This is a genomic window from Pseudomonas sp. NFACC42-2, assembly GCF_900116055.1.
Lineage (GTDB): Bacteria > Pseudomonadota > Gammaproteobacteria > Pseudomonadales > Pseudomonadaceae > Aquipseudomonas > Aquipseudomonas marginalis.
Map to the genome: position 1 here is coordinate 184,310 of NZ_FOZO01000009.1, position 23,093 is coordinate 207,402.

Below are 23,093 nucleotides of genomic sequence, written 5' to 3' on the forward strand. Positions count from 1 at the left end.
ATAAGGCGCTCCCCCTTCTCAAGGACTTTTTCATGACCGCTTCTTCTACCGCAGAACGCCCAAGCCTGCGCTCCCAGCGCCTGAACCAGATTACCCACGAGCCACACACCAGGCTGGACGCGTTGGTGAAGGCCCACGCGCCGTTTGAAACCCAGGCCAACTTCGCCCGTTTCGTGGTCGCGCAGTACCTGTTCCAGTCGGAACTGGTGGCCCTGTACAACGATGCCGAACTGATCAAGATCGTGCCCGACCTGGCCGAACGCTGCCGCGCCGAGGCCGCCAGGCTGGACCTGGCAGACCTGGATACCGACGTGCCAGCCCCGGTCGCGGGTGCACTGAAGAACCCGAGCAAGGCCGAAGCCCTGGGCTGGTTGTTCGTGTCCGAAGGTTCCAAGCTGGGCGCTGCGTTCCTGATCAAGCGCGCCGTAGGCCTGGGCCTGAGCGAAACCTTCGGTGCCCGCCACCTGGGTGAGCCGGCCGGTGGTCGCGCCGAAGGCTGGAAAAGCTTCACTCGCACTCTCGACGCCCTGGAGTTGAGCGCCGAAGAAGAAGCCGCAGCGGAAAAAGGCGCGGTGGATGCATTTGTGCGCTTCACCGTGTTGCTGGAACAGGCGTACGCTAGCGCCCCTGAACTGGCCTGATCGCATACATTGAAATGCAATCAACTGTGGGAGGGGGCTTGCCCCCGATGGCGGAGGGTCAGGTACCTATTTGTTGGCTGATGCACCGCTATCGGGAGCAAGCCCCCTCCCACATTTAAACCGCATTTCAATGCCGACTCTTTTGTTACCCCCTACTTTGCACACACCATGACCGGCAAACCCCAATCCACCTCGAAAATCGCACAGATCCTCTTCGGCCTGCTGGCCTACGTCAGCCTGGGCATCGGGCTGGTGGCGATTGTGGTGCCGGGTTTGCCCACCACCGAGTTCATCCTCCTGGCCGCCTGGGCCGCGACCAAAAGCTCACCGCGCCTCAGTGCCTGGCTGGAAAACCACCGCCTGTTCGGACCGATCCTGTTCAACTGGCGCAACGGCAGGATCATCGCGCGCCGGGCCAAAGTCAGTGCCACCGTGAGCATGCTGCTGTGCGCGATCCTGATGCTGGTGATGCTCGACCACGGCTGGCCGATCTACCTGGCGATTGCCGGGATGAGCCTGGGCAACCTGTGGATCTGGTCACGCCCGGAACGGCTCGCACAGCCCGCATGACGCTGGCCGTAGCCGTTTTCCTACCGCTCATCGCCTGCCTCTCATGAATTAATTTGTTACGCCGATGTTTCAGACATAGCGCTGAATGGACTTGGCCTGCCCTGCGAGCCCTCCAACATGCCCATTCGTGAGTGAACCTATGTTCGACACCCTCTCTATCCGCTTGAAAATCGTGCTGCTGTCCGGGCTCTGCCTGTTGGGGGTGATTGCGCTGGTGGTCGGCATCAACATCTACAACACCAACCAGAACGATCAGTTGGTCAGCGACTCAAGCTCGCGCATGCTTACCGACGGCGTGGAACAACTGCTGCAAGCCAGGGCCGCCGAACAGGCAGTGCAACTGCAGAAAACCTTCGGCGACAGCCTGCTGGCGCTGACCGCACTGGCCGACCAGGTCAAGGACCTGCGCACCATGGCCAGCAAGCGTGGCCTGGACGCCGGCGCGCTGCGCGAAGAAATCAACCAGAGCCTGAAAACCACGTTCGATCGCAACAGCAAGGTGCTGGGTTTCTGGCTGTCGTTCGAACCCAACAGCCTGGATGGCAAGGACAGCGAATTCGTCGATGATAAAGCGCGTGCCTCCAACGAAAAAGGGCGCTTCTCCAGTTATTGGAGCCGTGCCGGCGGCGTAGGCTTGAACACCGTCATGGTCGAAGAGGACCTGAACAAGACCACCCTCACCCTCAACGGTACGCCCTACAACATCTGGTACACCTGCCCACGGGACACCCGCACTACCTGCCTGCTGGACCCGTATGAAGATACGGTGGGCGGCAAAAAGGTGCTGATGACCACCATCGCTTCGCCGCTGATCGTCGACGGCAAACTCATCGGCGTCATCGGTGTGGACATTGCCCTCACCGCCCTGCAAGCCACCACCGACGCCGCACAGAAAGACCTGTTCAACGGCGCGGCGCACCTGGAGATTCTTTCCAGTACCGGCCTGATTGCCGCCTACAGCGGCGAACCGGACAAGGTCGGCAAGAACCTGATCGACACCCTTGGCGCCGAAGGCAAGGAAATCGTGCAATTGCTGGCCAGTGACAACCGCATGATCCGCGAACAGGGCGACACTATTCGCGCCGTGTACCCGGTCAAGCCACTCGCCGATGCCAAGCCATGGGGCGTGGTGATCAAACTGCCCAAAAGCGTGATGCTGGCCGATAACGTCAAGCTGCAGGCGGTACTCGACGACGCCCAGGCCACCGGCACCCTCAAGGCCTTGCTGGTCGGCGCCGCCGCCGGACTGCTCGGCTTGCTGTTGATCTGGCTCACCGCCACCGGCGTGACCCGCCCGATCAACAGCGTCGCCGCCATGCTCAAGGACATCGCCAGCGGCGACGGCGATCTCACCCAGCGCCTGGCCTATGCCAAGAAAGATGAACTGGGCGAGTTGGTGAACTGGTTCAACCGCTTCCTCGACAAGCTGCAACCGACCATCGCGCAGATCAAGCAAAGCATCACCGAAGCCCGTGGCACGGCTGACCAGTCCTCGGCCATCGCACGCCAGACCAGCGAAGGCATGCAGGTGCAGTTCCGCGAAATCGACCAGGTGGCCACGGCGTCCAACGAAATGAGCGCCACCGCCCATGACGTCGCCAACAGCGCCTCCAATGCCGCCAGCGCGGCACGCGGCGCCGACCAGTCGGCCCGTGAAGGCATGTCGATCATCGAGCAGAGCACTCGCGACATCACCACCCTCGCCGAAGAAGTCAGCAAGGCGGTGGGCGAAGTCGAAGCCCTGGCGGTCAACAGCGAACAGATCGGTTCAGTCCTGGAGGTGATCCGCAGCATTGCCGAGCAAACCAACCTGCTGGCGCTCAACGCGGCGATCGAAGCCGCACGCGCCGGGGAAAGCGGCCGAGGGTTTGCGGTAGTGGCCGACGAAGTGCGCAACCTGGCCAAGCGCACCCAGGATTCGGTGGAGGAAATCCGCCAGGTGATCGAACGCATCCAGAGCGGCACCCGTGGCGTGGTGGCAACCATGCACTCGAGCCAGAGCCAGGCCCAGAGTAACGCCGGGCAGATCCATCAAGCCGCGCAGGCCCTGGGCAAGATCAGTGATGCGGTGACGGTGATCAGCGACATGAACCTGCAAATCGCCAGCGCCGCCGAGCAGCAAAGCGCCGTGGCCGAAGAGGTCAACCGCAACGTCTCGGCGATCCGCACCGTGACCGAAACCCTCACCGGCCAGGCCACCGAGTCGGCGGCCATCAGCAGCCAGCTCAATGCGTTGGCCAGCCAGCAGATGAAACTCATGGATCAGTTCAAGGTGTAAGACACACCAACGGTCAAATGTGGGAAGGGGCTTGCCCCCTCCCACATTTTGACCGCCTACTGCTTAGAGACCCGTCCAGGCCTGCACAAACGCCGCCACATCTTCCTTCGACGCCGTACGCGGTGGGTTCTGCGGTGTCCCCAAATAAAGGAAGCCAATCACCTCCTCATCCGCCGTCAGCCCCAGGCCTTTGGCCACGTGGGCCGAATAGGACAACTCACCCGTGCGCCACACCGCACCAATCCCCTGGGCATAGGCCGCCAGCAGAATGCCGTGGGCCGCGCAGGCGGCTGCCAACAGTTGTTCAGACTTGGGCACCTTGAAGTGCTCCTGCAGGCGGGCAATCACCACCACCACCAGCGGTGCACGCAGCGGGCCGTTCTGGGCCTTGTCGATGACAGCCTGGGGAGCATCGGCGTCCTGCAAACGGGCGGCTTCGGCCAACAGCGTGCCCATCTGCTCACGGGCGGCACCTTCCACGGTGAGGAAACGCCAAGGGCGCAGTTGGCCGTGGTCGGGCGCACGCATGGCTGCGGCGAACAGCACATCGCGCTGCTCCTGGGTCGGTGCCGGTTCCAGCAAACGCGGCACGGAAACACGGTTGAGCAAAGCGTCGAGAGCCTGCATTGGCCACCTCCAGAAAAAAATGTGCGGTCATTCTAGCGGGAATGAATCGGGATGCCACCAAACGATAATTGCTCTTATTCAATCCGCCCCGCCCTGTTAGACTTTGCGACCTTATTTCCAGCCTTCGTCCGGGAAACTCGATGTTTCGTTCGCTTTTTCGCCTGTGCGCAGCGTTGATGGCCTTGAGCCTGACCGCCTGCGACGACGCCCCACGCTTCACCAAGGCCGAGCCGGGTGAAGCGCGAGCGGGCGGCGCGACGACGGTGAACAAGCGCGACCAGAATGCGTTTTCCCTGCCCTCGGCCAACCTGTCGCCCACACGCCGCCTGGATTTCAGCGTGGGCAACAGCTTCTTTCGCAGCCCCTGGGTGATCGCGCCGTCCACCACCACCGCCCGCGATGGCCTGGGCCCGCTGTTCAATACCAACGCCTGCCAGAACTGCCATATCAAGGACGGCCGTGGCCACCCGCCGCTGCCCGACGCGGCCAATGCGGTGTCGATGCTGGTGCGCCTGTCGATTCCCCTGTCTACCCAGGACCAGCCGCCCTACGCCAAGCTCATCGAGCAAGTCGGGGTGGTACCCGAGCCCGTCTACGGCGGGCAACTGCAGGACATGGCGGTGCCCGGCGTGCCGCCGGAAGGCAAGGTGCGCGTCGACTACACGCCGGTCAACGTCACCTTCAAGGACGGCACCGTCGTCGAGCTGCGCAAGCCAGACCTGCAAATCACCCAGCTCGGCTATGGCCCGATGCATCCAGATACACGTTTCTCCGCACGCATCGCCCCGCCGATGATCGGCCTGGGCCTGCTCGAAGCCATCAGCGACGCAGACATCCTGCGCAATACCGACCCGAAGACCGCCGACAAGGAAGCCCTCGTCGGCAGGGCGAATCGGGTTTGGGATGACGCCGAGCAAAAAACCGTACTCGGGCGTTTTGGCTGGAAAGCCGGGCAACCCAATCTCAATCAACAAAATGTTCACGCGTTCTCTGGTGATATGGGCCTCACCACCTCCCTGAGACCCTTCGATGACTGCACCGACGCCCAAGTCGCCTGCAAACAGGCACCCAACGGCAATGGCCCCGAGGGCGAGCCGGAAGTCAGCGATAACATCCTGCGCCTGGTGCTGTTCTATACCCGTAACCTGGCCGTGCCCGTGCGCCGCGACGTCGACACCCCGCAGGTGCTGGCCGGGAAAAACCTGTTCTACCAGGCCGGTTGCCAGGGTTGCCATAAACCGACGTTCACCACCGCAGCGAATGCCGCCGAACCCGAGTTGGCCAACCAGGTGATTCGCCCCTACAGCGACCTGCTGTTGCACGACATGGGGCCAGGCCTGGCCGACAACCGCACGGAATTCAAGGCCGGTGGCCGCGACTGGCGCACGCCGCCGTTGTGGGGCATCGGCCTGACGCAGACCGTCAGTGGCCATACCCAGTTCCTGCATGACGGCCGCGCCCGCAACCTGCTCGAAGCCGTGCTGTGGCACGGCGGCGAAGCACAAGCGGCGCAGCAGCATGTGTTGTCCTTCAATGCCGAGCAGCGCGCTGCGTTGCTGGCGTTCCTGAATTCTTTATAAGCTTCGCCCCAATTACAGAAGGGAGCTCGACATGTTCCGTCCCAAGTTGTTGTTCACCAGCCTGGCCGCCCTCGCCCTGGGCGCCTGCTCGCCACAAGACCCGCAAGCCGTGACCTCGGCGGCGATCGCCAAGCAGGTGATCCTGCCGACCTACAGCCGCTGGGTCGAAGCCGACCGCCAGTTGGCCGTCAGCGCCCTGGCCTACTGCCAGGGCAAGGAAAGCCTGGACACTGCCCGCGCCGACTTCCTCCACGCGCAAAAAGCCTGGGCCGAGTTACAACCGCTGCTGATCGGCCCGCTGGCCGAGGGCAACCGCTCGTGGCAGGTGCAGTTCTGGCCGGACAAGAAAAACCTGGTGGGCCGCCAGGTCGAGCAACTGGTCGCCGCCCAGCCGCAGATCGACGGCACCGCACTGGCCAAGTCCAGCGTGGTGGTGCAGGGCCTGTCGGCCTACGAATACATCCTCTACGACGCCAAGACCGACATCGCCGACGAGGCGCAGAAAGCCCGTTACTGCCCGCTGCTGGTGGCCATCGGTGAGCGCCAGAAAGCCCTGGCCGAAGAGATCCTGGCCAGCTGGAACAGCACCGACGGCATGCTCGCGCAGATGAGCAAGTTCCCGAACCAGCGCTACGCTGACTCCCACGAAGCCATCGCCGATCTGCTGCGCGTACAAGTGACCGCACTGGACACCCTGAAGAAAAAACTCGGCACGCCCATGGGCCGCCAGACCAAGGGTATCCCGCAGCCGTTCCAGGCCGATGCATGGCGCAGCCAGTCGTCCCTGCAAAGCCTGGAAGCCAGCCTCGCCGCCGCCCAGACCGTATGGGTCGGCGTCGACAACAAGGGCCTGCGTGGTTTGCTGCCGGCGGATCAGAAGCCGTTGGCCGATAAGATCGACGCCGCCTATGCCGCCGCGCTGAAACTGTTCGCCAGCAACCAGCGCACCCTCAACGAGCTGTTGAACGATGACGCCGGGCGCCAGCAGCTCAACGACATCTACGACAGCCTCAACGTCGTCCACCGCCTGCACGAAGGCGAGCTGGCCAAGGCGCTGGGGATCCAACTGGGCTTCAATGCCAACGACGGTGACTGATGATGCTCAGGCGACAGGCTTTGGCGATCGGCAGCGTGCTGCTCAGCGCACTCACGTTGGGTGGCTGGACGCTGTTCAAAGGGAAAGACAAGCACCCGCTGCTGCTGTCGGCGCGCGATGATGCAGACGGCAAGCACTATGCCGTGGGTTTTCAGCTGGACGGCAAGCAGGTGTTCGCCACCCAGGTCGGCCAGCGCTGCCACGACATCATCAACCACCCGACACTGCCGATTGCGCTGTTTGTTGCCCGCCGCCCGGGCACCGAGAGTTACCTGATCGACCTGCGTAATGGCGCGCTGTTGCAAACCATCGCCTCGAACGCCAACCGCCACTTCTACGGCCATGCGGTCATCCACAAGAGCGGCGATTGGCTGTACGCCACCGAGAACGACACGTCAGACCCCGGCCGTGGCCTGCTCGGTGTGTACAAGTTCGAAGGCGAGCGCCTGGTGCACAGCGGCGAGATCTCCACCCATGGCATCGGCCCGCACCAGGTGTCGTGGATGCCCGACGGCGAAACCCTGGCGGTGGCCAACGGCGGCATTCGCACCGAAGCCGAAAGCCGCGTGGAGATGAACCTCAACGCCATGGAACCGAGCCTGGTGCTGATGCACCGTGACGGCACGCTGATCAGCAAGGAAACCCTCGGCCAGCAGATGAACAGCGTGCGCCATATGGGCATCGCCAGCGATGGCACCCTTCTCACCGGCCAGCAGTTCATGGGCCCGTCCCAGGAGCGCTCCGAGTTGCTGGCGATCAAGCGCCCGGGGCAGCCGTTCGTGGCCTTCCCGGTGGCCGATGAGCAGTTGCAGGCCATGGGGCATTACACCGCCAGCGTTGCCGTGCACAGCGAATTGCGCCTGGTGGCGTTGACCGCCCCCCGTGGCAACCGCTTCTTTATCTGGGACATGGACACCGCCGAGCTGCGCCTGGATGGACCGCTGCCCGACTGCGCAGGCGTCGGTGCAGTGGCGGACGGGTTTGTCGTCACCTCGGGCCAAGGCCGTTGCCGCTATTACGATTGCCGCCAGAAACAGCTGGTCGCCAAACCGTTGGAATTGCCGGCAGGGCTCTGGGATAACCACCTGCATCTAGTCTGACCTGCGTAGATACCGTCTTTTCCAACACCGCGCCCCCGTAGCAGCCGCGTTGCGGATAAGGTTTGAAAGGCAAAAAAAAGGGCCTCGCATCGCAAGGCCCTTCTTCGGGGGTTTGAATCGTTTCAACTTTGCGGCCTCATCCCTTGAGACATCCCAAACATGAACAACAGCAACTCATGATCAGGCTTGACCGCCGCACTCGCCTTGGCGACGCGGGGCAACAGGCATTGCCCGCCACCTTGCACCGCACTGAGTACCTGTGTGCGAGGTTGCTCCCATGCGGCCAGGGCCAGGGCGGCAATGCCCATCGCCCCGACCAGGAACAGACCTCGTGCTATTTCTAGCTTCATCTGGTTAAACCCTTGATAGCGCTGCCAAACGCCGCTTCATAAAAGTAGCTGAGTTTTTCCCAGTCGGTGCTGTTCCACGACGAATGGCGACGCAGCTGCAACATGTCATGGGAGGCTGCCCGATAAGCGGTCAAGCGCTGGCGGCATTTCTCGAAGTCCAGCAGTGCCACTTCCACCTGGGCCGAGTCGCCTTCGCCCGTTACCCGCACGAAAATATGCTTGATGTACAGGCAACCGTGCTGCCAGCGTCCCTTGTGCATGCGGGCCAGGGTGGCGGCCAACGCCTTGAGCAAGCGCTCGTGCACCTGCTCGCCATACTGTTCGCGACCACCGGCGGCGTACCAGTTTTCGATTTCGTCGAAGCCGTCGAGGGCGGCGGTTACCAGCAATGCCTTCCAGCGGTGCTCGGGGTCACGACGCGCCTCACAAAAGACCATTTCGGGCACGCGAACATCCAGCAGTCGCAGGCCCCTGAGGGCATCCCGCTCGCGCAGCACCGTGGGGCGTCCGAACGGGTGCAGCCAACTGCGGTAGATATGGCCCGTCTGGCGCTTGCTGTAGAGCAAACGGCCATTGGCGGTCATGACCCGCTGTACACCACTTTCACCGCCACGCCGGCGATTGGGCTCTTCGACCCATTCGCCTTGCTGACGCCAGAAATAATCGAAGCGTTCTTCGGGAGCTACGTGACTGCCTGCTACGCACTCAACTGCCATCCTGTTACCTCTTGCGCAATACATACACCCGCCACATGGCGTACAGCGGTATGAAGTCCAGGGATTCCTGAACACGGAATCCGGCTTGCTCGAACTCTGCCTCAACAGTAGCAGCCGGTAACACAAATCTGTTCTGGTAACCTTCCTGCTCACCTGTCTTGCGACGCTTTCCTTCCAGGCGCTTGCGTTTCCAGGCTTTGAAATTGCCATCGACCCACAGCGAAATGATCACGCTGTCCCGGGTAACCCGCTGAAACTCCCGCAGAATTGCCTGACGGTGCGCCGGATCACCAATGTGGTGGAGCAGGCGCATACAGAAAATGCTGTCGACCGAGTTATCCGGCAAATCGATATCGAAGGCAGATGTCTGCAAGGGCCGTACCCGTTTCACCACTTCTGCGGGCTGGGCGGCCATCGCGACCTTCAACATGGAGGCCGAATTGTCGGCGCCGATGATCACACGGTTGGGTTTTTCCGCCAGCAGCGGCCAGAAACGCCCGGCGCCACACGGCAGGTCCAGCACCAGGCCAGGCTCGCCGGCCATCGCCAACGCGCCACGGGCCAGTTGCTCGTCGCGTTTGTGTGACAACCGGCGCGCCAGATTGTCCTGATGCTTGAGCAAATATTCGTGGGCGTGCTGATCGTCGTACTTTTCGGAAAATTCGAGCTTGATCGGGGTAGGCATCAACGGATCTCCAGTTGCTGATGCCTACAACCTTAAGCAGCGTCCTGTCATCAACAGGTCAACCCCTTGTGAAAAACTTGTCCTGTCCAATCTCATATATTTCAAGACTTTACAGATACAAGCAATATCATGGGGCCATCTTCGCCGAATTACGGGGATCTCTGGCAGGATAACGGCAGGGGAAACGGTCAGGCGTTGACCGGACTCAACTGGACATGAAAGCGACAGCCGTTAGGCTCCATGGTGCTGAGGGTAACGCTCCAGCCCTGGTTCTCGCAGATGCGCTGGACCAGTGACAAACCCAACCCCAGACCCTCGCCGCGCTTCTCACTGCCGCGGACGAACGGCTCGAACATCGCTTCGCGCTTGTCTTCGGGAATGCCGACGCCGCTGTCTTCCACCACAAACCCGGTCGGCTCCAGGGTCAGCCGGATGAAGCCGCTTTCGGTGTAATGCAGGGCATTGCGCAACAGGTTGCCCATCACGGCATGCAGGAAGGTCGCGTTGTAGCGCGTATCCAGCGGGTCGCCCGGCTGGTAGATCAACTCCAGGCCCTTGTGCTCGATGGGCTCGCGCCAGATGCCGAGCAGATCATCAGCGACCTGGGACAGATTCGCCTTAGGCGACATGCTGCCGTCATCATGCTGAGCCCGGGCCAGCATCAGGAAGGTCTGCACCAGTTCGCGCATTTCCTCGCAGGCGCGGGCGATTCGCTCGACCTGGTTACGCCCACGCTGATCGATAGCCGGGTTTTCCAGCAACAATTCGCAGGAGCTGGCCAGGACCATCAAAGGCGTGCGCAGTTCGTGGCTGACATCGCTGGTGAACAACTGCTCGCGGGACAATGCCTGGCGCAGGCGCCCCAGGGTGGCGTCGAAGGCCACCGCCAGCTCACCCACTTCGTCGGCCGCATAGTCCGGGGCCAGGGGCGGCGCCAGGCCCAGCAACTGGTCGCGGTGCCGCACCTGGCGGGCCAGGCGTACCACCGGCGCCATCACTTTACGGGCCAGTACCCAGCCGAGGAATACCGCCAGCGCCAGGCTGAGCACGAAGCCCACCAGCACCACGGCAAACAGCACGCGCTCGCGCTCTTCGAAATCGCTTTGATCCTGCAGCAGCACATAGCGCCGACCGTCGACCACTTCGACCATGGCGTGGTACGACAACGCCTCGCGAAACACCTCATGAAACCCTGGTTCCAGATGCCGCAGGTCCTTGGGCAATTCAAAATCCCCGGGGCCACCGCTGAAGTAAAACAGCTGGTCGGGCTCGGGCCGGTGCCGCCAGTCCTCGACGGTGTCCATCAGCAGCAGGCGCTGCAGGTCACCGCCCAAGCCTGCTGAGATCAACTTCTCTTCCACCAGGTGCACGGTGGCGACGATGCCCATGGCGAAGGCCCCCGCCACCAACGCACTCATCAAGGCAAAGGCGATGATGATCCGTTGGGCAAGGCTTTGCTTAAACTCCATCACGGCCCTCGGCCAAGCGGTAACCCACACCATGCACGGTTTGCAGCAACGGCTTGGCGAACGGCTTATCGATCACCTGGCGCAATTGGTGCACGTGGCTGCGCAGGCTGTCGCTGTCCGGGCAGTCATCGCCCCACAGGGCCTCTTCCAGCACTTCCCGACGCAGTACGTGGGGACTTTTCTGCATCAAGACCGCGAGCAGCTTGAGGCCGACCGGGTTGAGCTTGAGCAGGCGCCCTTCGCGGGTCACTTCCAGGGTATCGAGGTCGTAATTCAGATCGGCCACTTGCAGGGCGCGGCGACCGCCGCCTTGGGCACGGCGCAGCACGGCTTCGATGCGCGCGGCCAGTTCCGACAGGGCAAACGGTTTGAGCAAGTAATCGTCGGCACCGGACTTGAAGCCCTGCAGCCGGTCATCCAACTGGTCGCGGGCAGTGAGCATGATCACCGGCGTGTCGCGGCGCGCGTCCTCACGCAGGCGTTTGCACAGGGTGTAGCCATCGATGCCAGGCAGCATGATGTCGAGCACGATCAAGTCGTAATGCTCGGTGGCGGCCAGGTGCAGGCCCGACAAACCGTCCTGCGCACAGTCCACGGTGTAGCCTTTTAGCCCCAGGTAGTCGGCCAGGTTGGCCAGAATATCGCGGTTGTCTTCAACCAATAGAATTCGCATGGGCAGTGTCTCCGTACGCGGTAACGGCCGTGTTGGCTCGCGCAGCTTAAGGCCAAGTGTGGCTCACGACTAGGGTGGTGGAACCACTCTCTAAGTATTTCCAACCAATAGGCTCACTTCACGGGTTTTTCACTATCGGTTCACCTGCAGTCCACAGAAAAGCTGCCACGCTGATGCATGATCACGCCTTGGAATCCCAGACGTGAAAAAGCCCCGCCTGCATCACTGCAGGCGGGGCTTTTTCAGTACAGGGGTAAGGCTGGCTTACATCATGCCGCCCATGCCACCCATGCCGCCCATGTCTGGCATACCGCCGCCAGCCGAGCCTTCAGCCTTCGGCTTGTCAGCGATTGCAGCTTCGGTGGTCAGGATCAGACCACCGATGGAGGCTGCGGCCTGCAGCGCGGAACGAGTCACCTTGGTAGGGTCCAGGATGCCCATTTCGATCATGTCGCCGTAGACGCCAGTCGCAGCGTTGTAACCGTAGTTACCTTTGCCGTTCTTGACTTCGTTGACCACAACACTTGGCTCGTCGCCGGAGTTGGCAGCGATCTGACGCAGCGGTGCTTCAACCGCACGACGCAGCACAGCGATACCGACGTTCTGGTCAGCGTTGTCGCCGGTCAGGTTGGTCAGGGCTTCCAGGGCACGGATCAGCGCAACGCCACCGCCAGGTACCACGCCTTCTTCGACGGCTGCGCGGGTTGCGTGCAGGGCGTCTTCAACGCGGGCTTTCTTCTCTTTCATTTCAACTTCGGAACCCGCGCCAACCTTGATCACTGCAACGCCGCCGGACAGCTTGGCCAGGCGCTCTTGCAGTTTTTCACGGTCGTAGTCCGAGGACGTCTCGGCAACCTGGGCACGGATCTGAGTGATGCGCGATTGGATGTCGCCGTCAACGCCAGCACCGTCAACGATGATGGTGTTTTCCTTGGAGATGGTCACGCGCTTGGCGCTACCCAGGTTTTCCAGGGTGGCGCTTTCCAGGCTCAGGCCGATCTCTTCGGAGATAACGGTACCGCCGGTCAGGACGGCGATGTCCTGCAGCATGGCCTTGCGACGGTCGCCGAAGCCTGGAGCCTTGACGGCTGCGACTTTAACGATGCCACGCATGTTGTTCACAACCAGGGTCGCCAGGGCTTCGCCTTCAACGTCTTCGGAAACGATCAGCAGTGGGCGGCCGGCTTTGGCAACGGCTTCCAGCACTGGCAGCATTTCGCGGATGTTGGAGATCTTCTTGTCGACCAGCAGGATCAGCGGGCTGTCCAGCTCGGCAACCATGGTTTCCGGCTTGTTGACGAAGTACGGGGACAGGTAGCCACGGTCGAACTGCATGCCTTCGACAACCGACAGTTCGTTTTCCAGGCCAGTGCCTTCTTCAACGGTGATCACGCCTTCTTTACCGACTTTTTCCATGGCTTCGGCAATGATGTCGCCGATGGAGCTGTCGGAGTTGGCGGAGATGGTGCCTACCTGGGCGATAGCCTTGGTGTCGGCGCAAGGCTTGGACAGGTTTTTCAGCTCAGCGACGATGGCGATGGTGGCCTTGTCGATGCCGCGCTTGAGGTCCATCGGGTTCATGCCGGCAGCAACGGCCTTGTAGCCTTCGTTGACGATCGCCTGAGCCAGAACGGTGGCGGTGGTAGTACCGTCGCCTGCGTCATCGTTGGCACGGGAGGCAACGTCTTTGACCAGCTGCGCGCCCATGTTTTCGAAACGGTCTTCCAGTTCGATTTCTTTGGCGACGGAAACGCCGTCCTTGGTGATGGTCGGAGCGCCGAAGCTCTTCTCGATGATCACGTTACGGCCTTTCGGGCCCAGGGTCGCTTTTACTGCGTCAGCCAGGATGTTGACACCGGTGAGCATTTTCTTACGGGCGGAATCGCCAAATTTAACTTCTTTAGCAGCCATGATCGATATTCCTTAAATACTTTGTAGTAACGGGAAAATGAGCGGGGAAATCAGTCTTCCAGAACGGCGAGAATCTCGTTCTCAGCCATAACCAGCAGGTCTTCGCCGTCGACTTTCACAGTGTTGCTGCCGGAGTAAGGGCCAAATACAACCTTGTCACCGACTTTAACGGCCAGCGCACGTACGTCACCGTTTTCCAGAGTCTTGCCTGGGCCTGCAGCGACGATCACACCGTGGTTGGCTTTTTCAGCAGCCGAACCTGGCAGAACGATACCGCCAGCGGTTTTCTTTTCTTCTTCGCTGCGACGGATTACGACGCGGTCGTGCAGAGGACGAAGCTTGCTCATTGTCGATCTCTCCTAATTGTGTTTTTCATCGGCCGGTATCGATACCGGCGGGTTGTATTCCGGCAGTGCCGGTCGCGGTTCGCTGGGCGAAACACGGAAGTCTGTCCGGTGTCGCCACCAGAAACCTTGCGGTGACCGTTACATAAGGGCGCATAAGCTTATTACAAGGGGCCGGCGATGATTTTTTTTGCGTCTGCCAGCCTATAAAAGCAACACGGCACCCGAAGGTGCCGTGCCAGTGAAGCGGTTATTTGCTGTCGCGGTGTTCGAACTCGCCTTCGATCACGTCGCCTTCTCGCCCCAACGGTTGGCGCGGAGCCGGGCCGCCACGGGGTTGCAGGTCGTCGGCGAACGCCCGTTGGCGAATCGCGGCCTCTTCGGCGCGCTGGCGCATCTTGCCCGCCAGCAATTTGCGGGTGAACGGCAGCAGCATGACCAGGCCCACTACATCGCTGATAAAGCCCGGCAGGATCAACAGGCCGCCCGCCAACGCCATCATCAGGCCTTCGAGCATGGTCTGGGCCGGCAGTTCGCCGCGGTTCAGGCTCTCGCGGGCACGCAGCGCCGTGGCCAGGCCGGCGACGCGCAGCACCAGGACGCCGAGCATCGAGCCTAGAATGATCAGCAACAGGGCCGGGAAAAACCCGATCGCACCGCTGACTTGAACGAATACGAACAGCTCCAACACCGGGAACAGCAGAAAGAGCAATAAAAAAGGGCGCATCAAAAGGTTCCTCAACGCAAGAATGCCTTGCCAGTCCACCTTAGATGACGTCGCCGTTTCGTGAATTCAAGCTTCAGCGGCGGCTTTTTTCGGCCAGACCTCAGCGTGGGCCAATGAAACCAGGGCTTCGCGTACTTGTGTCGGCGTGTTGCAAGACGCCGCAAATGGCAGCCAATGCAGGGCCTGGCCGATGCGCAGGTGCATGCCTTCGCTGTCGATGCCGGCCAATTGCGCAGGTTCGAAAGCAGGCAAGCCGGCCAACTCGACGTAGTGGGCAATGGCCTTGGTGTGGTCGCTGTTCATGTGCTCGATCATGCTGCGCTCGGCCTTGCCCGCGAAGGGATTGGCCAGGGTCAATTGGTCGATCCAGTGAATCGCGCCAAACCCGCCGATATAACGGTGGCGCACCGGCTTGAGCACCCAGAAATCGAAATCGTGGGCCTGGTGGTAGTTGGCCGAATCGGGGAAGTAACGGTAATAGCGTTCGGCCGCTGCTTCGATGGCGGCAGGGTCGTCGAGTTTCTCGGCTTCGGCCAGGTAGGTCAGGCGCCCCACGGCCTGCACGTCATCCGCTTCGCGCTCGCCGACCAGCAGCGAGCACTTGGGATCTTTTTGCAGGTTATGGGTGTGCTGGGCGATGCGGCTGATCAGGATCAACGGGCGGCCCTGCTCGTCGAGGCAATACGGCACGACCGAGCCGAACGGAAAGCCGGGCATGGCCTTGGACAATGTGGAGAGAGCCCCACGGTATTCCTTGAGCAACAGCTCTCGGGCGTTCTTGGCAACCTGCGTGCTCAACGTATGACTCCTCGGGTATTCGGCCGCCCATAGCGTATGGGAATGGATCTCAACACAAGGTAATCAATCTACGCGTCGGTTGCCAGGGCTCGATTACCAGGCGACGCCGAAGCCTGCGGTATAACGGGTCTTGCTCAGGCTGCTTTCCGAATCGCCGCTGATCACGTCGCGCTCGGCCTTGAGGTTGAGCGATGCCCACTCGGTCACCTTGTAGCGCAGGCCCATTTCCGCATCCAGGGAGTAGTCGGCGGGGCCGTCGATAGGCTTGCCCACCTCGCCATTGGTGAAGAACTCAACGGTCTTGCCCACCAGGTAGCGGTTGTAGTTCCACTTCATGGCCAGGGAATAGAAGTTGTCCTTGCCGCCATCGGCGTACTCGTAATCGGTGCGGTTGACCAGCGAACCGAGGGAGAACGCCCCCAGCTCGTCGTCCCAGAACTGGTAGCCCGGGCCGGTACCGACGGTACGTTGGCGCGCCAGGTCTTCAACCTTGTCGCGCTTGTAGGTCAGGCGCCCCTGCCAGAACCAGTGCTCGGTGATGAAGCGGTCCAGGTCATACTCCAGGGCCCAGTTGTCGGTGGTGGTGACGTCGTCCTGGAACTCGCGGTTGTATTCGCCCTGCCCGGTATGGCGCCATTGGCCATGGCGCGCGGTGGTCTTGAAGTCGATGTCGTAGTCGTTGGTGTCTTTTTCAGCGCGCTTGTAGTCCAGCGCCATGTCGACATTGCCCTTCCACACCAGGTCTTCGATCACCGGCTTGGGCTTGATGATCTGCTGGATACTTGCCAGCTCGACGGTCTTGGGCGCCTCGCCATTGGCCAGCACCACCTTGCCATCGTCCGCCGCCTGCAGGGACTTGGCCTTCTCGCCGGTGTAGGCGTCCTGCTTGACCAACAGTTCCTGGTCGCTCTCCAGGGTTTTCACCTGCTTCCAGTCCACCGGAATGGCGCCGGCGTAGTCGGTCTGGATCAGCAGCTTGCCACCGTCGAAGACCTTGATCTTGCCGGTCAGGCGGTCACCGTTTTTCAACCAGACGGTATCGGCCAGCAGGGGCGTGGATGCACTGAAGACAGCGAGGCACAGCAGGGTTCTGGACAACATAAGCGGATAGGGAGCTCAAGGTTGGCGAAAAGGGGCGATTATCGTGTTAGATAGCTAGGACTGACTCAAGGATTTGTGTTGAGTTCAATTCTCAACAGCATACTTACAGACGTTTCTTACAAAAGACCGACGATCCCAACGGATATGCCCACAGTGAATCAGCCTGCCGATGCCCCGCAAAACCCCGCCGAAATGCGCCGCACCGCGCTGTACCTGACCCTGGCGCAAGTCCCCGCCGGTTGCGTGGTGAGTTACGGCGAGCTGGCGCAACTGGCCGGGCTGGGGCGCGCCGCGCGCTGGGTGGGTCGTACCTTGAGCCAACTTCCCGAGAGCACCACATTGCCCTGGCATCGCGTGCTGGGTGCCGGTGGTCGGATAAGTCTGCCGGTGGGCAGCGCCTCGGGCGACGAGCAACGGGCGCGCTTGCGCGATGAGGGGGTCACGGTGCGCAACAATCGCGTGGATATTCAGCGCCATGGCTGGCGCCCGGTAGAGCACAGCGGTTAGAGTGCGCGCTTTGTTTCCGTGAATCTGAGGCAGACTCCAGCCCATGCCCCGTAAAACCTGGCGCGCCGCGCTCGCCGCCTATGCCAGCCCCTCGACGTTAGTGCTGTTGTTGCTCGGCTTTGCCGCCGGCTTGCCTTACATGTTGGTGTTCTCGACGCTTTCGGTGTGGCTGCGTGAGGCCGGTGTGGCCCGCGAGACCATCGGCTATGCGAGCCTGATCGGTTTGGCGTATGCCTTTAAATGGGTCTGGTCGCCGCTGCTCGACCAATGGCGCCTGCCACTGCTCGGTAAACTCGGACGTCGTCGCTCCTGGCTGGTGCTTGCACAGTCGCTGGTGATCCTCGGATTGATCGGCATGGGGTTCTGCGACCCGCAGAAACACCTGTCCTGGCTGATCGCTATTGCCGTCGTGGTGGCCTTCGCTTCCGCCACCCAGGACATCGCGGTCGACGCCTATCGCCTGGAGATCGCCGACGACAGCCGCCAGGCTGCCCTGGCCGCCAGCTATATGTCCGGCTACCGCATCGCCGCCCTGCTGGCCACGGCCGGTGCGCTGTTCTTTGCCGAAGGCTTCGGCTCCACCGGCTTCAACTATAAGCACTCGGCCTGGACCGGTACCTATGTGCTGTTCGGCGTGCTGATGATCCCGGCGCTGCTGACCACGCTGTTCATGCGCGAACCGAATGTGCCGCTGCGCACCCAGTTGCAGGCCGGGCGCTACAGCTTCGTGCATCAACTGGTGTCGGTGTTCGTGCTGATCGTGTTGCTGGTGTCCGTACCGGCGATGTTCACCCAGCTGTTCAACACCGACTTCGCCAGCGTGCTGTTCCAGGGCGTCAGCCTGTGGGACTTGCTGATGGACGACCGCGCGTTCCTGCGCGCCATTCTCTATATCATTCTCACCACACTGTGCCTGTCGGCCATGGGCCGACGGGGCCTGGCGCCGGTGCTCACGCCGGTCAACGACTTTATCCTGCGCTACCGCTGGCAGGCATTGCTGCTGCTGGGGCTGATCGCCACCTATCGCATGTCCGACACGGTGATGGGCGTGATGGCCAACGTGTTCTATATCGACCAGGGCTTTACCAAGGATCAGATCGCTGGGGTCAGCAAGATCTTCGGCCTGATCATGACCCTGCTCGGTGCCGGCATGGGCGGCCTGCTGATCGTGCGCTTCGGCATCCTGCCGATCCTGTTTATCGGCGGCGTGACGTCGGCGGGGACCAACCTGCTGTTCGTGATGCTCGCCGACATGGGGCCCGACCTGCAGATGCTGATCTTTACCATCTCCCTGGATAACTTCAGCTCGGGCCTGGCCACGTCGGCATTCGTGGCGTACCTGTCGAGCCTGACCAACCTCAAGTTTTCCGCCACCCAATATGCGCTGCTCAGCTCGATCATGCTGTTGCTCCCGCGCCTGATCGGCGGGTACTCGGGGGTGATGGTGGAGAAGTTCGGGTACCACAACTTCTTCCTGATCACCTGCATGCTGGGCGTGCCGACACTGCTGCTGATTGCGTTGCACTGGTATCAGGAGAATCGGCGGATGCGGTTGAATCCGCCGGTAGAGGACTGATTCTGGGGACCCTTTAAAAGCCAGACCGCGGCGCCCCCATCGCAAGCGAGCTCTGCGCCTACAGACAGCCCTGCATTCTGATGCCTGTACGGCGGCAGTTTGCGCCCGTACAATCCCAAGTCATTTCAAGTTCAAGCAACCGACAACGGCCTACCATGCGTACCAGTCAATATTTGCTCGCCACACAGAAAGAAACGCCTTCCGATGCGGTCGTGATCAGCCACCAGCTGATGCTGCGCGCCGGCATGATCCGCAAACTGGCCTCGGGCCTGTACACCTGGCTGCCCATGGGCTTGAAGGTGATGCGCAAGGTCGAAGCCATCGTTCGCGAAGAAATGAACGCCGCCGGCTCTCTCGAAGTGTTGATGCCGAGCACCCAACCGGCCGAGCTGTGGCAGGAATCCGGGCGCTGGGAAGAGTACGGCCCTGAGTTGCTGCGCTTCAAGGACCGTCATGGCCGCGACTTCTGCGCCGGCCCGACCCATGAAGAAGTGATCACCGACCTGATGCGCAACGAGTTGAGCAGCTACAAACAGCTGCCTCTGAACCTGTATCAGATCCAGACCAAATTCCGCGATGAAATCCGCCCACGCTTCGGCTTGATGCGCGGCCGTGAATTCATCATGAAGGACGCCTATTCGTTCCACGCCGACCAGGCATCGCTGCAGGCCACCTACGACCGCATGCACCAGGCCTACTGCAACGTGTTCACGCGCCTGGGCCTGAAGTTCCGGGCGGTTGAAGCGGACAATGGCTCCATCGGCGGTGCCGGCTCCCACGAATTCCACGTGCTGGCCGAGTCCGGCGAAGACGATATCGCGTTCAGCAACGGTTCCGACTACGCGGCGAACATCGAGAAAGCCGAAGCCGTGCCACGGGAAACGTCCCGTCCAGCCCCGGCTGAAGAACTGCGCCTGGTGGATACCCCAGAGACCAAGACCATCGCGGCCCTGGTGGAGAAATTCAATCTACCGATTGAAAAGACCATCAAGACCCTGATCGTGCACGCCGAAGAAGAAGGCAAGCTGATCGCCCTGGTGATCCGTGGCGACCACGAACTCAACGAAATCAAGGCCGCCCAGCAACCTGGCGTGGCCAGCCCGCTGGTCATGGCCAGCGATGCCGAACTGCGCGACGCCATCGGCGCCGGTGCCGGTTCCCTCGGCCCGCTGAACCTGCCGTTGCCGATCATCATCGACCGCTCGGTCGAGCTGATGAGCGACTTCGGTATCGGCGCGAACATCGACGACAAGCACTACTTCGGCGTGAACTGGGAGCGTGACCTGCCGGTGCCGACCGTGGCCGACCTGCGCAACGTGGTGGCTGGCGACCCAAGCCCGGACGGCAAGGGCACCCTGGAAATCAAGCGCGGCATCGAAGTCGGGCACATCTTCCAGCTGGGCAACAAGTACAGCAAGGCGATGAAGTGCGAAGTGCTGGGCGAGAACGGCAAGCCGATCACCCTCGACATGGGCTGCTACGGCATTGGCGTTTCCCGCGTGGTTGCCGCTGCCATCGAGCAGAACAACGACGAGAAAGGCATTATCTGGAGTGACGCCCTCGCGCCTTTCCAGGTGGCCCTGGTACCGCTGCGTTACGAAACCGAGCAAGTACGCGAAGCCACCGACAAACTGTATGCCGAACTCACGGCCGCTGGTTTTGAAGTGCTGCTGGATGACCGGGACAAGAAAACCAGCCCGGGCATCAAGTTCGCCGACATGGAGCTGATTGGCATCCCGCACCGGATCGTGGTCAGTGACCGCGGCCTGGCCGATGGCAATCTGGAATACAAGAGCCGGACCGAAGCCGAAGCCCAACCCTTGCCGGTGGCTGACGTGCTGTCTTTCCTCCAGGCGCGTATTCGTCGCTGAAAACCAGATCAAGAGAAGTCATGTTCAAGCGAAACACCAGAGCCCTGGGGGGCGCCGCCTTGTGCGGCGCCCTGCTGGTCAGCGGCTGCGCCAACCAGATGTCGCAACGCAGTGAGCACGAGGAGCGGGTCGAGCGTAAGTTGCTCGACCACAGCCTGCAGATCGATGTAGGCGAACCCAAAGTGCTGGAGCTGCCGCAACGCCGGGTTCGCATTCACGAGCAAAAGACCTTTGAGGTCACCGAATTCGAAGTTACCCGTCGTTACGACCGCTACACGCCCTACCAGCCCTGGCGCAAACTCTATGAGATGCCCCTGGGTGCAGTGGCTTTGGTCGCGGGTGCAGGCGCCAACGTGGCCAACATCTTCGCCCTCGGCAACCTGCCGACCAGCATGACCCACGACTGGCTGACCTACGGCGTGGACGGTCTCAACCCGTTCATGAACGTGCAATCCCATGGGCGCGCGCAACAGAACCTCGCGGGTATCGATGAAGTCCAGCGCGACAAACGCGTGGAGTATTCGAGCCTGCCCTGGAGCGAGCGCCCGGTCCAGGTCACCGCCGGCAAACAGACCCATGACCTGACCACCGACCGCAACGGCGTGCTGCGCCTGAACCTGTTGGACAGCCCGTTTGCCGAGCAGGACCTGAACCGCGTCACGACCTTGAAGATCAGCGTGGAAGATGGCCAGGACGACGTGCACTCGGACTCGACCCTGGCGATCAGCAGCACCCTGCGCGGCAAGTTGCTGGAAGCCCACGGCCTGATCTACGACGACCTGGAAGACGATGAAGTCAGCCAGTGGGTGCACCGGGTCAAGCGCCTGTCGGAGCTGGGCCTGGAGGAAGAAGCCAGCGAACTGGAACAAAGCCTGATCGAACTGACCCGCAATGATCCCGAGCTGCAGCAGGAATTCCTGCAGGCGTTGACCAAGGATGCAGGGCGGTTGGTGGCGGATCCCGGAGCACGCTGAGGCTTCGAAAACGCTATCGATCCAAATGTGGGAGGGGATTTGCTCCCTCCCACATTTGTTTCCGGTTTCTACCAAGAGAACTCTAACTGTTCGTTGCCGCCACTCAGGTCCAGCAACCGCACCCCAATCCCCAACAACCGCACCGGTTTCCCACCGCGATTGAACGCCTGGGTCATCAGCTGTTGATAACTCTCCAGATCCCGCGCCGCGCCCGCCTGCTCCAGCGTCGTCTGGGTAAAGTCATGAAACTTCACCTTAACGAACGGCTTGCCCGCCTTGTAGCTGCTGTCGATACGCGCCATGCGCCCTGCCAGGGTCTCCATCAACTCTGGAAGTTTCGCCAGGCAGCTTGAGAGATCCGGCAGGTCCACATCGTAGGTATTTTCCACACTGATGGACTGCCGCCGGCTGTCGTTCTGCACCACACGCTCATCTATCCCACGGGCCAGGCTCCACAAGCGCTCGCCAAAGCTGCCGAACTCACGCACCAGCGCCAGCTTGTTCCACTCACGCAATTGCAGGCAGTCTTCGATGCCCAGGCGAGCCAGCTTGTCTGCCGTCACCTTGCCCACGCCGTGCAACTTGCTTACCCGCAGTTGGGAGACAAAGTCCTCGACCTGATCCGGGGTGATGACAAACAGGCCGTTGGGCTTTTTCCAATCGCTGGCGATCTTGGCCAAAAACTTATTCGGCGCCACGCCGGCGGACACAGTGATGTGCAATTGATTGGAGACCCGGCGCCGAATGTCCTGGGCGATGCGCGTGGCGCTGCCGCCAAAGTGCGGGCTGTCCGAGACATCCAGGTAGGCCTCGTCCAGCGACAGGGGCTCGATCAGGTCGGTGTAGTCGCGAAAGATCGTCTGGATTTCCTTCGACGCCTCCTTATAGGCATCCATGCGCGGCTTGACGATGGTCAGGTCCGGGCAGAGCTTCAGGGCATGCCGCGACGACATGGCGGAACGCACCCCATACGCCCGCGCTTCGTAGTTGCATGTAGCGATCACGCCCCTTCGATCTGCCGACCCACCTACCGCCAGGGGCTTTTGCGCCAGGCTCGGGTCATCACGCATCTCAATGGCGGCGTAGAAGCAATCACAGTCGACGTGGATGATTTTGCGCTGCGTCATAAGTAGAAAGGCGGGTGTAATCCAACGGGTGGCCAGTATCGCATCCACCCCTGTATATAGCACCAGTAGTTTGAATCTTCCGCTTGAGTGGTAGGAGATTTCCTAGATAAATTTATTTTCTCAATCGAAATCAGCCTTCCAATAGAGCTGAAACCCTTGGCCCCACAGGCCCGAACCACTCAAACGGCTCTACATGGAGAGCTAACCGATTGAACCACAAGCGCTTTTCTTCGATTCACCGGTTGACACACTCGTGATCCTCTGTAGAATGCCGACACACAGACGCGGGATGGAGCAGTCTGGTAGCTCGTCGGGCTCATAACCCGAAGGTCGTCGGTTCAAATCCGGCTCCCGCAACCAAACATCAAAAAA

General features: G+C 61.4%; 21 protein-coding genes, 1 tRNA gene and 2 pseudogenes. 12 read left to right on the forward strand and 12 right to left on the reverse strand.

Features of this window, described 5'->3' with window-relative positions:
• The first annotated feature begins 32 nt into the window (after nt 1-32).
• The 4 genes and pseudogenes from BM416_RS18365 to BM416_RS31230 all read left to right on the forward strand — a co-directional run.
• On the forward strand, nt 33-641 hold the full coding sequence (locus BM416_RS18365) for a biliverdin-producing heme oxygenase (protein ID WP_092488965.1): 609 nt from the start codon (nt 33-35) through the stop codon (nt 639-641).
• 168 nt (nt 642-809) lie between these two features.
• Nucleotides 810-1,211: a YbaN family protein gene (locus BM416_RS18370; protein WP_092488966.1), complete on the forward strand. Its 402-nt coding sequence runs from the start codon at nt 810-812 to the stop codon at nt 1,209-1,211.
• Nucleotides 1,212-1,623: 412 nt separating this feature from the next.
• A pseudogene (locus BM416_RS31225) lies at nt 1,624-2,583 on the forward strand (chemotaxis protein); the annotation flags it as partial.
• Between the two features lie 375 nt (nt 2,584-2,958).
• Nucleotides 2,959-3,489, forward strand: a pseudogene (locus BM416_RS31230) (methyl-accepting chemotaxis protein); the annotation flags it as partial.
• Between the two features lie 63 nt (nt 3,490-3,552).
• On the opposite strand, the gene BM416_RS18380 reads toward BM416_RS31230, so the two are convergent.
• Complete coding sequence (locus BM416_RS18380; RefSeq protein ID WP_092488968.1) at nt 3,553-4,116, reverse strand: NAD(P)H nitroreductase; 564 nt, start codon at nt 4,114-4,116, stop codon at nt 3,553-3,555.
• Nucleotides 4,117-4,256: 140 nt separating this feature from the next.
• Between BM416_RS18380 and BM416_RS18385 the strand changes: the two genes are divergently transcribed.
• From BM416_RS18385 to BM416_RS18395, 3 genes are read left to right on the forward strand one after another with little or no spacing between them, the layout of a single operon-like run.
• Nucleotides 4,257-5,696 (forward strand): di-heme oxidoreductase family protein, encoded by a 1,440-nt coding sequence (locus tag BM416_RS18385; RefSeq protein WP_092488969.1) that lies wholly within the window; start codon nt 4,257-4,259, stop codon nt 5,694-5,696.
• A gap of 31 nt (nt 5,697-5,727) precedes the next feature.
• Nucleotides 5,728-6,792 carry an imelysin family protein gene (locus BM416_RS18390; protein WP_065939200.1) on the forward strand — a complete coding sequence of 355 codons (1,065 nt, stop codon included), beginning with the start codon at nt 5,728-5,730 and terminating at the stop codon, nt 6,790-6,792.
• A 2-nt stretch (nt 6,793-6,794) separates the two neighbouring features.
• The gene (locus BM416_RS18395) at nt 6,795-7,892 is read left to right on the forward strand and encodes a DUF1513 domain-containing protein (RefSeq protein WP_092488979.1); all 1,098 of its coding nucleotides are present in this window, start codon (nt 6,795-6,797) and stop codon (nt 7,890-7,892) included.
• 122 nt (nt 7,893-8,014) lie between these two features.
• Here the strand turns inward: BM416_RS18395 and BM416_RS18400 are convergent, their stop codons facing one another.
• From BM416_RS18400 to BM416_RS18445, 10 genes are all read right to left on the reverse strand, one after another.
• On the reverse strand, nt 8,015-8,242 hold the full coding sequence (locus BM416_RS18400) for a hypothetical protein (RefSeq protein ID WP_027605486.1): 228 nt from the start codon (nt 8,240-8,242) through the stop codon (nt 8,015-8,017).
• Nucleotides 8,239-8,958: a lipopolysaccharide kinase InaA family protein gene (locus BM416_RS18405; RefSeq protein ID WP_027605485.1), complete on the reverse strand. Its 720-nt coding sequence runs from the start codon at nt 8,956-8,958 to the stop codon at nt 8,239-8,241. The genes BM416_RS18400 and BM416_RS18405 overlap by 4 nt, the downstream gene beginning before the upstream one ends.
• 4 nt (nt 8,959-8,962) lie before the next feature.
• Nucleotides 8,963-9,643 (reverse strand): class I SAM-dependent methyltransferase, encoded by a 681-nt coding sequence (locus BM416_RS18410; RefSeq protein ID WP_065925019.1) that lies wholly within the window; start codon nt 9,641-9,643, stop codon nt 8,963-8,965.
• 188 nt (nt 9,644-9,831) lie between these two features.
• Nucleotides 9,832-11,112, reverse strand: coding sequence for a sensor histidine kinase (locus tag BM416_RS18415; protein WP_092488970.1), 1,281 nt, complete (start codon nt 11,110-11,112; stop codon nt 9,832-9,834).
• Nucleotides 11,102-11,785: a two-component system response regulator ColR gene (gene colR, locus BM416_RS18420; protein ID WP_027605482.1), complete on the reverse strand. Its 684-nt coding sequence runs from the start codon at nt 11,783-11,785 to the stop codon at nt 11,102-11,104. The genes BM416_RS18415 and colR overlap by 11 nt, the downstream gene beginning before the upstream one ends.
• A 264-nt stretch (nt 11,786-12,049) precedes the next feature.
• Entirely contained in the window at nt 12,050-13,696 is a 1,647-nt protein-coding gene (gene groL / locus BM416_RS18425; RefSeq protein ID WP_027605479.1) for a chaperonin GroEL, read from the reverse strand.
• Between the two features lie 50 nt (nt 13,697-13,746).
• Nucleotides 13,747-14,043: a co-chaperone GroES gene (gene groES / locus BM416_RS18430; RefSeq protein ID WP_003175874.1), complete on the reverse strand. Its 297-nt coding sequence runs from the start codon at nt 14,041-14,043 to the stop codon at nt 13,747-13,749.
• Between the two features lie 247 nt (nt 14,044-14,290).
• Nucleotides 14,291-14,767 (reverse strand): FxsA family protein, encoded by a 477-nt coding sequence (locus tag BM416_RS18435; RefSeq protein ID WP_024077215.1) that lies wholly within the window; start codon nt 14,765-14,767, stop codon nt 14,291-14,293.
• Nucleotides 14,768-14,833: 66 nt separating this feature from the next.
• Nucleotides 14,834-15,565 carry a HugZ family pyridoxamine 5'-phosphate oxidase gene (locus tag BM416_RS18440; protein ID WP_092488971.1) on the reverse strand — a complete coding sequence of 244 codons (732 nt, stop codon included), beginning with the start codon at nt 15,563-15,565 and terminating at the stop codon, nt 14,834-14,836.
• A 93-nt stretch (nt 15,566-15,658) separates the two neighbouring features.
• A complete protein-coding gene (locus BM416_RS18445; RefSeq protein WP_092488972.1) occupies nt 15,659-16,666 on the reverse strand; it encodes a DUF481 domain-containing protein in 1,008 nt (335 codons plus the stop codon).
• 144 nt (nt 16,667-16,810) lie between these two features.
• Here BM416_RS18445 and BM416_RS18450 point away from each other — a divergent pair, with 144 nt between their 5' ends.
• The 4 genes from BM416_RS18450 (at nt 16,811) to BM416_RS18465 (ending at nt 21,594) form a co-directional block, all read left to right on the forward strand.
• A complete protein-coding gene (locus BM416_RS18450; RefSeq protein ID WP_092488973.1) occupies nt 16,811-17,173 on the forward strand; it encodes an MGMT family protein in 363 nt (120 codons plus the stop codon).
• A gap of 43 nt (nt 17,174-17,216) precedes the next feature.
• A complete protein-coding gene (locus tag BM416_RS18455; RefSeq protein ID WP_092488974.1) occupies nt 17,217-18,749 on the forward strand; it encodes an AmpG family muropeptide MFS transporter in 1,533 nt (510 codons plus the stop codon).
• A gap of 155 nt (nt 18,750-18,904) precedes the next feature.
• On the forward strand, nt 18,905-20,620 hold the full coding sequence (locus BM416_RS18460) for a proline--tRNA ligase (protein ID WP_065925012.1): 1,716 nt from the start codon (nt 18,905-18,907) through the stop codon (nt 20,618-20,620).
• Nucleotides 20,621-20,640: 20 nt separating this feature from the next.
• Complete coding sequence (locus BM416_RS18465) at nt 20,641-21,594, forward strand: hypothetical protein (protein WP_092358354.1); 954 nt, start codon at nt 20,641-20,643, stop codon at nt 21,592-21,594.
• A 68-nt stretch (nt 21,595-21,662) separates the two neighbouring features.
• Here the strand turns inward: BM416_RS18465 and dinB are convergent, their stop codons facing one another.
• Nucleotides 21,663-22,721 carry a DNA polymerase IV gene (gene dinB, locus BM416_RS18470; protein ID WP_027605471.1) on the reverse strand — a complete coding sequence of 353 codons (1,059 nt, stop codon included), beginning with the start codon at nt 22,719-22,721 and terminating at the stop codon, nt 21,663-21,665.
• Nucleotides 22,722-23,004: 283 nt separating this feature from the next.
• On the opposite strand from dinB, the gene BM416_RS18475 reads away from it, so the two are divergent.
• Nucleotides 23,005-23,081 (forward strand) — tRNA-Met (locus BM416_RS18475).
• The last annotated feature ends 12 nt before the right edge of the window (nt 23,082-23,093 follow it).

Excerpts from the sequence above, each read along its gene's own strand:
- BM416_RS18460 (WP_065925012.1), top strand. The coding sequence starts at position 18,905 with ATGCGTACCAGTCAATATTTGCTCGCCACACAGAAAGAAACGCCTTCC.
- BM416_RS18435 (WP_024077215.1), bottom strand. The coding sequence starts at position 14,767 with ATGCGCCCTTTTTTATTGCTCTTTCTGCTGTTCCCGGTGTTGGAGCTG.
- BM416_RS18445 (WP_092488972.1), bottom strand. The coding sequence starts at position 16,666 with ATGTTGTCCAGAACCCTGCTGTGCCTCGCTGTCTTCAGTGCATCCACG.
- colR (WP_027605482.1), bottom strand. The coding sequence starts at position 11,785 with ATGCGAATTCTATTGGTTGAAGACAACCGCGATATTCTGGCCAACCTG.
- BM416_RS18390 (WP_065939200.1), top strand. The coding sequence starts at position 5,728 with ATGTTCCGTCCCAAGTTGTTGTTCACCAGCCTGGCCGCCCTCGCCCTG.
- groL (WP_027605479.1), bottom strand. The coding sequence starts at position 13,696 with ATGGCTGCTAAAGAAGTTAAATTTGGCGATTCCGCCCGTAAGAAAATG.
- BM416_RS18405 (WP_027605485.1), bottom strand. The coding sequence starts at position 8,958 with ATGGCAGTTGAGTGCGTAGCAGGCAGTCACGTAGCTCCCGAAGAACGC.
- BM416_RS18455 (WP_092488974.1), top strand. The coding sequence starts at position 17,217 with ATGCCCCGTAAAACCTGGCGCGCCGCGCTCGCCGCCTATGCCAGCCCC.
- BM416_RS18370 (WP_092488966.1), top strand. The coding sequence starts at position 810 with ATGACCGGCAAACCCCAATCCACCTCGAAAATCGCACAGATCCTCTTC.
- BM416_RS18410 (WP_065925019.1), bottom strand. The coding sequence starts at position 9,643 with ATGCCTACCCCGATCAAGCTCGAATTTTCCGAAAAGTACGACGATCAG.
- BM416_RS18395 (WP_092488979.1), top strand. The coding sequence starts at position 6,795 with ATGCTCAGGCGACAGGCTTTGGCGATCGGCAGCGTGCTGCTCAGCGCA.
- BM416_RS18380 (WP_092488968.1), bottom strand. The coding sequence starts at position 4,116 with ATGCAGGCTCTCGACGCTTTGCTCAACCGTGTTTCCGTGCCGCGTTTG.
- BM416_RS18465 (WP_092358354.1), top strand. The coding sequence starts at position 20,641 with ATGTTCAAGCGAAACACCAGAGCCCTGGGGGGCGCCGCCTTGTGCGGC.
- groES (WP_003175874.1), bottom strand. The coding sequence starts at position 14,043 with ATGAGCAAGCTTCGTCCTCTGCACGACCGCGTCGTAATCCGTCGCAGC.
- dinB (WP_027605471.1), bottom strand. The coding sequence starts at position 22,721 with ATGACGCAGCGCAAAATCATCCACGTCGACTGTGATTGCTTCTACGCC.
- BM416_RS18400 (WP_027605486.1), bottom strand. The coding sequence starts at position 8,242 with ATGAAGCTAGAAATAGCACGAGGTCTGTTCCTGGTCGGGGCGATGGGC.
- BM416_RS18450 (WP_092488973.1), top strand. The coding sequence starts at position 16,811 with ATGCCCACAGTGAATCAGCCTGCCGATGCCCCGCAAAACCCCGCCGAA.
- BM416_RS18365 (WP_092488965.1), top strand. The coding sequence starts at position 33 with ATGACCGCTTCTTCTACCGCAGAACGCCCAAGCCTGCGCTCCCAGCGC.
- BM416_RS18385 (WP_092488969.1), top strand. The coding sequence starts at position 4,257 with ATGTTTCGTTCGCTTTTTCGCCTGTGCGCAGCGTTGATGGCCTTGAGC.
- BM416_RS18415 (WP_092488970.1), bottom strand. The coding sequence starts at position 11,112 with ATGGAGTTTAAGCAAAGCCTTGCCCAACGGATCATCATCGCCTTTGCC.